General features: G+C 58.8%; 10 protein-coding genes and 2 pseudogenes. 11 read left to right on the forward strand and 1 reads right to left on the reverse strand.

Annotated elements, in window-relative coordinates; genetic code table 11:
• A partial coding sequence (locus JCM13995_RS14995) for a hypothetical protein (RefSeq protein WP_162230954.1) occupies nucleotides 1–210 on the forward strand: 210 nt, incomplete at its 5' end.
• 56 nt (nucleotides 211–266) lie between these two features.
• On the opposite strand, the pseudogene JCM13995_RS10735 reads toward JCM13995_RS14995, so the two are convergent.
• Nucleotides 267–2,490, reverse strand: a pseudogene (locus JCM13995_RS10735) (ATP-dependent Clp protease ATP-binding subunit).
• Between the two features lie 231 nt (nucleotides 2,491–2,721).
• On the opposite strand from JCM13995_RS10735, the gene ykzS reads away from it, so the two are divergent.
• The 10 genes and pseudogenes from ykzS to purL all read left to right on the forward strand — a co-directional run bounded on the left by ykzS (nucleotide 2,722) and on the right by purL (nucleotide 11,614).
• Nucleotides 2,722–2,913, forward strand: coding sequence for a protein YkzS (gene ykzS, locus JCM13995_RS10740; protein ID WP_054665504.1), 192 nt, complete (start codon nucleotides 2,722–2,724; stop codon nucleotides 2,911–2,913).
• 107 nt (nucleotides 2,914–3,020) lie between these two features.
• Complete coding sequence (locus JCM13995_RS10745) at nucleotides 3,021–3,287, forward strand: phosphocarrier protein HPr (protein ID WP_054665507.1); 267 nt, start codon at nucleotides 3,021–3,023, stop codon at nucleotides 3,285–3,287.
• Nucleotides 3,287–5,014 carry a phosphoenolpyruvate--protein phosphotransferase gene (gene ptsP, locus JCM13995_RS10750; protein ID WP_054665511.1) on the forward strand — a complete coding sequence of 576 codons (1,728 nt, stop codon included), beginning with the start codon at nucleotides 3,287–3,289 and terminating at the stop codon, nucleotides 5,012–5,014. The genes JCM13995_RS10745 and ptsP overlap by 1 nt, the downstream gene beginning before the upstream one ends.
• A 135-nt stretch (nucleotides 5,015–5,149) precedes the next feature.
• Nucleotides 5,150–6,013, forward strand: coding sequence for an ROK family protein (locus JCM13995_RS10755; RefSeq protein ID WP_054665514.1), 864 nt, complete (start codon nucleotides 5,150–5,152; stop codon nucleotides 6,011–6,013).
• A 180-nt stretch (nucleotides 6,014–6,193) separates the two neighbouring features.
• A pseudogene (gene purE / locus JCM13995_RS10760) lies at nucleotides 6,194–6,660 on the forward strand (5-(carboxyamino)imidazole ribonucleotide mutase).
• A complete protein-coding gene (purK, locus tag JCM13995_RS16250) occupies nucleotides 6,653–7,708 on the forward strand; it encodes a 5-(carboxyamino)imidazole ribonucleotide synthase (RefSeq protein ID WP_082397827.1) in 1,056 nt (351 codons plus the stop codon). Before purE ends, purK begins: the two are co-directional and overlap by 8 nt.
• 29 nt (nucleotides 7,709–7,737) lie before the next feature.
• Nucleotides 7,738–8,487, forward strand: coding sequence for a phosphoribosylaminoimidazolesuccinocarboxamide synthase (gene purC / locus JCM13995_RS16255; protein WP_054665525.1), 750 nt, complete (start codon nucleotides 7,738–7,740; stop codon nucleotides 8,485–8,487).
• Entirely contained in the window at nucleotides 8,480–8,740 is a 261-nt protein-coding gene (purS, locus tag JCM13995_RS10775) for a phosphoribosylformylglycinamidine synthase subunit PurS (protein ID WP_054665517.1), read from the forward strand. The genes purC and purS overlap by 8 nt, the downstream gene beginning before the upstream one ends.
• The gene (gene purQ / locus JCM13995_RS10780; RefSeq protein WP_054665520.1) at nucleotides 8,737–9,420 is read left to right on the forward strand and encodes a phosphoribosylformylglycinamidine synthase subunit PurQ; all 684 of its coding nucleotides are present in this window, start codon (nucleotides 8,737–8,739) and stop codon (nucleotides 9,418–9,420) included. Before purS ends, purQ begins: the two co-directional genes overlap by 4 nt.
• Nucleotides 9,407–11,614, forward strand: a complete 2,208-nt coding sequence (gene purL, locus JCM13995_RS10785; protein WP_054665523.1) for a phosphoribosylformylglycinamidine synthase subunit PurL — start codon at nucleotides 9,407–9,409, stop codon at nucleotides 11,612–11,614. The genes purQ and purL overlap by 14 nt, the downstream gene beginning before the upstream one ends.
• The last annotated feature ends 102 nt before the right edge of the window (nucleotides 11,615–11,716 follow it).

Below are 11,716 nucleotides of genomic sequence, written 5' to 3' on the forward strand. Positions count from 1 at the left end.
AGCGGCAAATGCCCGGCAGCGCCGCGCCCGGCTGGCGTTTTACCAGCGCAACGGTTCGTGCTGCAGCCGTATCAGGTGGTGGATCTGGGCGTGGCTTACGACACCATGGCGCGCAACGGGCGCTTTGAGCCCCGCCAGTTTGACTTGTTGATGCGCGGTTACACGAGCTGGTTTTACCCGTGGTACGGCTCCAAGATTATTCACAAGTAAGCAAAAAAGCGGCTAGGCGAGGTGATCTCGCTTAGCCGCTTTAGTGTGCCAGAAACTTACTTTTTGCTGACGGCTGGACTTTCCGGCTTGCTTTCGGCAATGGCGATTTCGCCTTTTTCGATGCGCGCCTCGAGATTCTTGGCCTGCGGGTGATCAAGGTAGAAGTCCGCCACGCGGTCTTCAATTTTCTCCTGGATCACGCGCCGCAGCGGCCGCGCGCCCATCGCCGGATCGTAGCCAAGATCGACCAGCTTCTCCTTGACGGGTTCGGTGACCTTGATGGTCAGGCCTTGGTCCTTGATGTTGGCGTTGGTGTCGTTGATCATCAGGCCAACGATCGACATCAGGGTCTGCTTGCTCAGCGGCTTGAATTCAACAATGTCGTCGAAGCGGTTGAGGAATTCCGGCTTGAAGTAGTTGCCTAGCTGGTTCAGGACGGACTTGGTTGTGCCGCTGATCGACGCGCCGAAGCCGACGTTGGCCTCGGAATCGGTCGAGCCGGCGTTGGAAGTCATGATGATGATCGTGTCCTTGAAGGAGACGGTGCGGCCCTGACTGTCGGTCAGGCGGCCGTCGTCCAGAATCTGCAGGAACATGTTCATCACGTCTGGGTGCGCCTTTTCAATTTCGTCCAGCAAAATCAGGCTGTACGGATTGCGGCGGACTTGTTCGGTCAGCTGACCGGCTTCCTCGTAGCCGACATAGCAGGAGGCGAACCGATGAGCTTGGACACGCTGAATTTTTCCATGTACTCGGACATGTCAAACCGGATCATGTTCTGCTCGGAGCCGAACAGCTCCTTGGCCAGCTGCTTGGCCAGCTCGGTCTTGCCGACTCCGGTCGGGCCCACGAAGAGGAAGCTGCCGATTGGGCGGCCGGTCTTGTTGAAGCCGATGCGGTTGCGGCGAATGGCGCGGGCCACCTTTTCCACCGCCTCATTTTGGCCGATGACATGGGCCTCAAGGTCAGGCACCAGGTTCTTGAGCTGTTCCTGCTCTTGCTGCTTGAGCTCGCCGACTGGGATGTTGGTCATCTTTTCGACGATTTGCTCCATGTCCTTTTCGGTGACGGTGGGCGTGTCTTCCTTAGCCTGCTTTTCGTCCTGCTGCTGCATCTTTTCCAGCTTGGTGACCTGATCGCGGTAGAAGGCGGCCTTTTCGTAGTCTTCCTGCTTCAAGGCGGCCTGCTTCTGCTTTTCGGCTTCGGCGATCTTGTCCTTGATGGTTTGCGGATCGGCCACGGTAATGGTCAGGTTCTTGCGCGACCCGGCCTCATCCAGCAGGTCGATCGCCTTGTCAGGCAGGAACCGGTCCTGGATGTACCGGTCGGACAAGTTGACCGCCGCTTCAATGGCGTCGTCCGTGTACTTGACGTGGTGATAGGCTTCGTAGCGCGGCTGGATGCCCTTGAGGATCTTGATGGTCTCCTCAGGGGTCGGCTCTTCGACGGTGACGGGCTGCAGCCGGCGGGCAAGGCAGAGTCTTTTTCAATCTGCCGGTACTCGTTCGAGGTCGTGGCACCGACCAGTTGCAGTTCGCCGCGGGCCAACGCTGGCTTCAGGATGTTGCCGGCGTCCATGCCGCCTTCGGCATTCCCAGCCACGACGATTTCGTGGATCTCGTCGATGAAGAGGATGATGTTCGGATTCTTCTTGAGCTCGTCGATCAGCTGTTGCATTCGTTGTTCAAACTGGCCGCGGATCCCGGTGCCTTGCACCAGGGACACGACGTCGAGTTGAATCACGTGCCGGTCCTGAAGCTTGGTTGGTACGTCACCGTTCGCAATCTTGAGGGCCAGGCCCTCGACCACGGCGGTCTTGCCAACACCGGCCTCACCAATCAGCACGGGGTTATTCTTCGTCCGGCGGTTCAAGATCTCGATCACGCGAGCAATTTCTTCATCGCGGCCGATGACCGGATCGATTTCGCCGTTCTTCGCCTTGGCGGTCAGGTCGACACCGAACTGACCGAGCACGGAATTACCGCCTTGGCCAGGCCGGTTGCCGCGGCCGCCGCCATTGCGTCCACTTTGGGTGGGCGGCGTCTGGTCCTGCGGCTGTTGCCCGCCGGTTTGGCCGGAAGCCATCGCCCGGAAGATGTCATCGAGACTGTTGAAGCCGAACGGATCATTGTTTGCATTCGTTGGTTGCATGTTGCCTCCTGCTTGTTGTTTCAACTGCTGATAGCAGTTCTGGCATAGGTTGATCTCTTGGCGTTGGCCATTCACGCTGGTATACAGGTGAATGGTAGCCGGATTTTGATGGCAATTTTCACATAGCACCGTTGTTCACAACCTTTCTTATCTATGTCACTTCCACGCAATGCGCGCGGAAAAGTCAAAAAGGCTTTGACCTTCTTTGACCTTGACTCCAGTGTACACCGCGAAAAATATAATGCAAGCACTCTACCCATGAGAGTGCTAATTTTTTGGTGAATTCCTTAAGACAGCGGTTTCGCAGCTGGTCAAGCGCCTATCTCTAGTCTAAAATAGTCACAGAAAGGGGGCAAGCATGTGGCATCAGATTATGTCAAGATGATGGATGATCTGCGCGCTGGTAAGATCACCGAGATCAAGATCGAACCAGATACGTTTGCCGCTTTTCGCGAGGCGTGGACCAACTATCCAGGTCGCAAGGAAATCGTCGGGCAGGCGAAGCGCGGCGGCACCATTCTGTACCATTACCAATCCGCCAAGACGCAATAAAACCATTCGCAATACTTGTCCTGAAAGCGGAATAATGGTAAGGTTTACAAGAAATAGAATGCGAATTCTATTCGGCAAAAGTTTATACACAAAGGAGCAGATTACTCATGGAAAAACGTGAATTTAATGTTGTCGCAGAAACAGGTATCCACGCCCGTCCCGCAACTCTCTTGGTTCAGGCAGCCAGCAAGTTCAACTCTGACATTAACTTGGAATACAAGGGCAAGAGCGTTAACTTGAAGTCCATCATGGGCGTCATGAGCTTGGGTGTCGGCCAAGGTGCCGATGTCACCATCTCCGCTGAAGGCGCAGACGAGAAGGAAGCAATTGCTGCCATCGAAGAGACCATGAAAAAGGAAGGCTTGTCTAACTAATGACTAAGAACTTGAAAGGGATCGCGGCAAGTGACGGCGTCGCTACGGCGAAGGCCTACCTGCTCGTGCAACCCGATCTGTCATTTTCGAAGTCAACTATTGAAGATACAGACAAAGAGGTCGCACGTTTGCACACCGCGCTCGACCAGAGCACAGACGAACTAAAGATCATTCGCAAAAAGGCCGCGGCGTCACTGGGCGAAGAAGAAGCAGAAGTCTTCGATGCGCACATGACGATGCTGGCTGACCCGGAATACATCGGTGCGATCGAAAAGCAGATCAAGGACGATAAGGTCAACGCCGAAACGGCCCTGAAGTCTGTTTCTGACGGTTTCATTGAAACGTTTGAGGCCATGACAGACAACACTTACATGCAGGAACGTGCAGCGGATATCCGCGACGTTTCGACGCGGGTGCTGTCCCACTTGCTGAACCGGCCGCTGCCGAACCCGGCACTGATCGATTCGGAAGTCGTCATCGTGGCGCATGACTTGACGCCGTCTGACACGGCTCAACTCAACAAGCAGTACGTGAAAGCCTTTGTGACCGACATCGGCGGCCGGACCGCGCACAGCGCGATCATGGCCCGTTCGCTCGAGATCCCGGCGGTCGTCGGGACCGACACGGTCACCAAGGACGTGAAGAACGACCAGATGATCACCGTCAACGGCTTGACTGGTGAAGTGACCATCGACCCGAGCGCGGACCAGATCCAGGCCTCCGAAAAGGCGGCCAAAGATTTTGCCACGCAGAAGGCCGAATGGGCACAGCTGAAGACCGCTAAGACGGTCACGGCTGACGGTCAGCACTTCGAAGTCGGCGCCAACATTGGGACCCCGAAGGACATGGACGGGGTGCTCGCTAACGGTGCCGAAGCCGTTGGTCTGTACCGGACCGAGTTCCTTTACATGGACTCCTCAGAGCTCCCAACTGAAGACGACCAGTTCGAGGCCTACAAGGCGGTCCTCGAGAAGATGGACGGGAAGCCAGTGGTTGTCCGGACGATGGACATCGGCGGCGACAAGAAGCTGCCATACCTGCCACTGCCACACGAAGACAACCCGTTCCTGGGCTATCGGGCCATCCGCATCAGCTTGGATCGTCAGGATATTTTCCGCACTCAGCTGCGCGCACTGCTGCGGGCTTCAGCCTTTGGCAATTTGCGCATCATGTTCCCAATGATCGGCACGGTCAATGAATTCAAGGCGGCTAAGAAGGTCTTCTTGGAGGAAAAGGACAAGCTGGTCAAAGCGGGCGTGAAGGTTGCGGATAACATCCAAACCGGTATGATGATGGAAGTGCCTGCGGCGGCTGTCTTGGCGGATCAATTCGCCAAGGTCGCAGACTTCTTCTCCATCGGGACCAACGACCTGATCCAGTACACCATGGCGGCAGACCGCGGCAACGACCGCGTGTCCTACCTCTACCAGCCTTACAACCCATCGATCCTGCGCTTGGTTAAGCACATCATCGATTCGGCGCATAAGGAAGGCAAGTGGGCCGGCATGTGCGGGGAAGCCGCTGGCGACCCGATCATGGTGCCACTGCTGGTCGGCATGGGTCTCGATGAGTTCTCGATGTCTGCCACCTCGATCCTGCGCGTTCGCAGCCAGATGAAAGGTCTTTCGGCTAGTTACCTGAAGACTTTGGCGGAACGGGCCACGACCGAGTCCGTGACCAACGAAGACAACATCAAGCTGGTTAAGGAATTCACTGAAAAGAACTAATCCGCTCGAAATGAACGCGTCCCGGCTTCGGCTGGGGCGCTTTTATTTTGCCTGGCTTGCCGCTGGCGTTTGACAGCGGATACACCAACCTCTAGACTAATTTGTGTAGACAAATAAATGCTTGGAGATGGCAAAATGGAATTAGCTGTGATCGATATCGGTGGGACGACCATTAAATTTGCGCGCTGGGACGGACAAGCGTTGCAGGACCGCACGGCCGCACCCACGCCGAAGACGCTGGCCCAGTTTTACGGGCTGCTGGCCAACACGGTGACGAAAATGAAGGCCGACCACCCGCTGGTCGGGGTGGCGATTTCCAGCCCCGGGGCGGTCAATCAGGAAACTGGGGTCATCGAGGGCATGAGTGCGCTGCCGTACATCCACAACTTTCCCATTAAGCCCGAGCTAGAAAAGCGTTTCGGCCTGCCCTTGGCGTTTGAAAACGACGCCAACTGTGCGGCGCTTGCTGAGGTCAAAAGCGGTGCAGCAAAGGGCAAGCAGCGGGTGGCCATGCTCGTTTTGGGCACTGGAGTCGGCGGTGCGCTGATCGCCAACGGCCACGTTGAACACGGTGCGCACCTGTTGGGCGGCGAGTTCGGGTTCATGCTGCAAAATGGTAAGGGCGTCTCAGCGCAGGCGACCGTTGTTGAGCGGGTGAAGAACTATGAAAAGCGCACTGGCAAGCAAATTACCGGCGAGGCGCTGTTTACCGCGGCAACCGCCGGTGATCGCGTCGCCCACGAAGAGGTCGAAGGGTTCTTTGAGGCGCTGGCCGAGGTCATTTTCAATCTGCAGTACAGCTATGATCCGGAGATGTTTCTGCTGGGCGGCGGGGTGTCCCGCAATCCGGCCCTGATTCCCGGCATCGAGCGCCACATGGACGGCGTCTTCAAGAAAATCGAGATCGCGACGCAGCGGCCGGTGATCAAGATCTGCCAGTACACGGATGCGGCCAACCTGATCGGCGCCGTCGTCAATTACGAACAGCACGCTGAATAAGTTCAGCGCATAAATTTACCGCAAGCGAGGCTTGCGGTTTTTTATGCCCAAGTAGAACACGAACAATAAAATGAGATAACGCTAACTTTGTTCCTAAAAACTGTTGAGCCGAGGGCCGAGCCGTGCTACACTCAAAGCAAATACGAAAGCAGGTGACGATTCGTGACAGTTGCAGTAGTGATGGGATCGGCTTCGGATTGGCCAACGATGAGGCAGGCGGCGGCACTGCTAGAGCAGCTTAAGATTCCGCTTGTTAAGCACGTGATCTCGGCGCACCGCATGCCGCAGCAATTGCAGCAGTTTGCCGCTTCGGCGCGTGACCAGGGAATTGACGTGATCATCGCGGGGGCCGGTGGGGCGGCCCACTTGCCTGGCATGCTGGCCGCCAACACGACCGTGCCCGTCATTGGGGTACCGATTAAAACCCGAACATTGAACGGAATCGACTCGCTTCTCTCGATTGTCCAAATGCCGGCCGGGATTCCGGTGGCGACCATGGCCATTGGCGAGGCTGGGGCGAAAAATGCGGCGCTGCTGGCCGCGGCGATGCTGGCCATCCGGATGAGGCAGTGGCGAGACGCCTGGCAGCATACCGTCAGGCCCAGACGCAGCAGTCGATCGAAAGCGAGGCGGCGCTGAATGATTAAGCCAATCCTGCCCCCGGCGACGATCGGCATTGTTGGCGGCGGCCAGCTGGGTCGCATGCTGGCCCAAGCGGCCAAGGCGATGGGCTACACGGTGGGCGTGCTTGATCCGACGCCGCACGCTCCGGCTGGTCAAGTTGCAGACTTCCAGCTGCAGGCCGACTACGACGATCACGCGGCGCTGGATGAGCTGGCCCGGCGTGCCGACGTGCTGACTTACGAATTTGAAAATGTGGATCTGGCGGCGCTGCAAGAGGCCAGCAAGCAGGCGGCGCTGCCGCAGGGCACAGCGCTTTTGGCCATCACGCGCGATCGGGTGAAGGAAAAAACGTTCCTGCGCGATCACGGCGTGCCGACAGCGGAGTTCGCCGCAGTGCCAGACCCAGCGGCGCTGATCCCGGCGATTCATGTAGTCGGGGTCCCGGCGATCCTGAAAACCACGACTGGGGGCTACGACGGCCACGGGCAGCAGGACATTAACAGCGACCTTGATTTACCAGCCGCTCAGGCTCTCGCGGCCAAGGGGCCGTGCATCCTCGAGGCGCGCGTGCCGTTTGACCGTGAGTTGTCTTTGATGGTGACGCGTGATGGCCGGGACCGGGTTCGCTGTTTTCCCGTCGTCGAGAATCGCCACAAGGATCACATTTTACATGTGACTATTGCCCCGGCACCGGACCTGGCGAAGGCCGAGCAGTACCAAATTGATGCGCTGGCCACTAAAATTGCCACTGCGCTGGACCTGCGTGGGGTGCTGGGCATTGAACTGTTCGCCGGCAAATCCGGCGTGCTGGTCAACGAGCTGGCACCGCGGCCGCACAACTCTGGGCATTACACGATTGAGGCCTGCAACTTTTCACAGTTCCAGGCCCACATTCTCAGCATCTGCGGTCTGCCAATTCCCCAGGTGCGACTGCAGGAATGCGCCGTGATGCGCAATCTCCTGGGGGCCGATTTGGAATGCGCTAAGGCCGCGTGGCCGCAGCACCCGGAATGGCATCTGCACGACTATGGTAAGGCGGAGGCGCGCCCCGGTCGCAAGATGGGCACCTGACCGTGCTGGCAGGGGACACGAAGGATCTGATGGGGTCAATTCAATTGGAGGATGAATATGGAAAAAAAACTGAACTGCTGTATTCCGGAAAAGCCAAAGACATGTTTTTAACGGACACCCCGGGTGTGCTGTGGGTGACCTACAAGGACCAGGCGACCGCACTGAACGGTAAGCGCAAGGTGCAGATCCAGGGCAAAGGCGCGTTGAACCGCCAAATCTCCGGGCTGCTGTTTGAGGAGCTGACCGCTGCAGGAATCCCGACTCACTTTATCAAGGATCTGGACGACCACACGATGCTGGTGCGGCAGTGCGAAATGATCCCGCTCGAGGCAGTGGTACGCAACCTGGCCTCTGGCAGTTTTGAACGCAAATTCCACACGGCGCACCTGATGAAGCTGACCCCTGCGGTTCACGAGTTCTACTACAAGTCGGACGCGCTGGACGACCCGTTTATTAACGACGAGCAGATCAAGGCCCTGGGGTATGCGGATACCGCCACTTTGGCCGCGATCCACGAGTTGGCAGACCGCGTGAACGCGCTACTTCAAAAGCGGTTTGCCGGCATTGGCATCGCGCTGGTCGACTTCAAGCTGGAGTTCGGCCGTCTGGCCAATGGCACGCTGGTCCTTGCGGATGAGCTGTCACCGGATAACATGCGGCTGGTGGACGAAGCCACCGGCAAGTCGCTGGACAAGGATGTGTTCCGCAAGGATGCTGGGCCGCTGACCCCGGTTTACCAAGTCGTCCTCGATCGTTTGAAAGGAGTCGCTCATGTTTAAAGCCAAAATTTTTGTCAACTACAAACCCAGCGTCTTGGACCCCAAGGCACAAGTGATTCAAAACACCCTGACCCGCCTGGGCGACGATAACGTGAGCCACGTCCTGGTTGGCAAGTACTTCGAGCTGACCCTGAGCGCGGCCAGTCAGGCGGAAGCCGAGCAGCAAGTTGCGCGCATCTGCGACGAAATGCTGGCCAATGTCAACACGGAGACTTTTAAGTTCACGGTCGAAGAATTGGCGGTGGCGGAATGAAGGCGGCAGTGATCAGCTTTCCCGGCTCCAACTGCGACGATGATTTGATGCACGCCATCAATGACGTCGTGGGGGAAGAGGCGGTCAAAGTTTCCGCCAAGGCGACCACGCTTGATGGGTTTGACCTGGTGCTGGTCCCGGGCGGCTTTTCCTACGGGGACTATCTGCGCTCCGGCGCCATCGCCAAGTTTGCCCCGGTGATGGCGGCCTTGAAACAGTTCGCGCAGGCCGGGGGGTACGTGCTCGGCATTTGCAACGGGTTCCAGATTCTGACCGAAGCGGGCCTTTTGCCGGGCGCACTCCAGTGGAACACCAGCCTGCAGTTCATCTGTGAGCCCGAGCCGCTGGTGGTGGCCAATGCCGAAACCGCTTTTTCCTCGCGGTACGAAGCTGGGCAGTCCATCACCCTGCCGATCGCGCACGGGGAAGGCAACTACTATGCCGATCCCCAGACACTGGCCGCGCTCGAGGCGAACCACCAAGTGGTCTTCCGCTACGCCCATAATCCGAACGGCAGCCTGAACGACATCGCCGGCCTGACGAACGCGGCCGGCAACGTTCTGGGGATGATGCCGCACCCGGAGCGCGCCGTCGAGGAGCTAATTTTCGGGACGGATGGCCTAGGGGTGTTTGAATCGCTGGTCCAGGCGACCAAGGAGGGTGCGTATGCTGCAAACTGAGCTGAGTCCGGCGCAGATTAAAACGGAAAAGCCTTACCGGCAGTGGGGTTTGACCGATGCCGAGTACGACCGGTTCGCCGAAAAGCTGGGCCGGCTGCCGAACCTGACTGAAATTGGGCTTGCCTCTGGTATGTGGAGTGAGCACTGCGCCTACAAGTACAGCAAGCCGGTGCTGAAAACCTTTTGGACCAAAAATGACCGCGTGTTGATGGGCCCTGGCGAAGGCGCCGGCGTTATCGCCATTGGTGAAGGCAAGGCGGTCGTGTTCAAGGCTGAAAGCCACAACCATCCCAGTGCCGTCGAACCTTACCAAGGGGCGGCGACCGGCGTGGGCGGCATCATCCGCGACATTTTTTCTATCGGGGCCAAACCGGTCGCCATCCTGGACTCGCTGGCCTTTGGGTATCCTGACAATGCGCACACCAAGCAGCTGATCGATCAGGTCGTGGCCGGCATCGGCGACTACGGCAACGCGATCGGCATTCCAACGGTCGGCGGCGAGACCAGGTTTGCGCCGACCTACGCGCAGAATCCCCTGGTCAACGCGATGTGCGTCGGGGTCATGGACGAAAGCGCGATCCAGCGCGGCAAGGCGGCCGGCACCGGCAACAGCCTGCTGTACGTCGGGGCCAAAACCGGACGGGACGGGATCAACGGCGCCAGCTTTGCGTCGGCCGAGTTTTCGACCGAGGAAGAAGCCAACCGCTCCGCCGTCCAAGTCGGCGATCCGTTCATGGAAAAGCTGCTCGTCGACGCCTGCCTCGAAGTGACGCGCGACCACCAAGAAGCGCTGGTGGGCATGCAGGACATGGGCGCGGCGGGACTGGTGTCTTCCACCGTCGAAATGGCGGACAAGGCGGGTTACGGCATGGTGCTCGATTTGGACCTGGTGCCGCAGCGCGAGCCGAACATGACACCGTTTGAGATCATGCTGTCCGAGTCGCAGGAGCGCATGATGCTGTGCGTCAAGGCCGGGCGCGAGGCGGAAGTCAGCGCCGTGTTCAAGCAGTACGACCTGGATGCGGTGGTCATCGGCCACGTGACCGACGACGGGCGTTACACGCTCCTGCAGCACGGCGAAACCGTGTGCGACGTGCCTGTGAGCCTGTTGACCGACGACGCGCCGGTGTATTACCAGCAAGGGGTGAAACCACAGCGGCTCGTGCACCCCGCGACCGACTTTGTGCCAGCCGTGACAGACCCAGAGGCAACTCTGAAAAAGCTGTTGGCCGATCCCAACGTCGCGGATAAAACCAGTCTGTATCGCCGCTATGATGCCCAGGTGCAAACCAACACGATCGAAGGGCCAGGCGGGGATGCCGCGGTGATTCGGGTGCGCGGCACGCACCGGGCACTGGCCATGACGACGGATTCCAACGGCCGCTACCTGGCGCTTGATCCCGAAGTTGGCGGGGCCATCACCGTGGCCGAGGCGGCGCGCAACCTGGTCGCAACTGGCGCGGAGCCGATCGGCATCACGGATTGCCTCAACTACGGTGACCCGACGAAACCCGAGCAATTTTACAGCCTGCAGGAGTCGGCCAAAGGCATTGTTGCCGCGACCAAGGCGCTGAACACGCCGGTGATTTCCGGCAACGTGTCGCTTTACAATGAAACCAACGGGGAGGCCATCGATCCGACCCCGATGATCGGGATGGTGGGCCTGATCGAGGACCTGACGACCATCACCACGCCGCGCTTCAAGACGGCCGGTGAGTTGATCTACCTGCTGGGCGACACGGTCGCCGATTTTAACGGCAGTTTGCTGCAGCAAGTCGAAACCGGCACGGTGGCCGGAAACTTGATGCCACTGGACCTCAAGCTGGAACAACACGTTCAGCAGGTGGTCCTTTCGGCGATCCGCCAGCACTTGGTCTCGGCGGCACATGACATCAGCGACGGGGGCTTAGCCGTGGCGTTGGCTGAGATGACCTTCCATACCGGCATCGGGGCGCAGGTCAAGCTGGCGCTGCCGGCCGCGCAGCTGTTCAGCGAAACGCAAAGTCGCTTCCTAGTGACGATTCCGACGGCCCAGCAGTCTGCATTTGAGACGCTCGCCGGTGACACGGCAACGCTGCTTGGCACGACGGGTGGCGACCAGCTGGCGATTGCGGCCGCGGATGGCCGCATTGAAGCGCCGATCAGCGCCTTGCAGACGATTTGGGAGGAGAGCTTGCCATGCCTGCTGAAGTAAAGAGCTTGAACGAGGAGTGCGGCGTCTTCGGCGTGTGGGGCGACCCGAACGCGGTGGACATCACCCACCTGGGCCTGCACACGCTGCAGCACCGCGGCCAGG

The sequence above is a fragment of the Lacticaseibacillus camelliae DSM 22697 = JCM 13995 genome (genome assembly GCF_001311195.1).
GTDB classification, from domain to species: domain Bacteria; phylum Bacillota; class Bacilli; order Lactobacillales; family Lactobacillaceae; genus Lacticaseibacillus; species Lacticaseibacillus camelliae.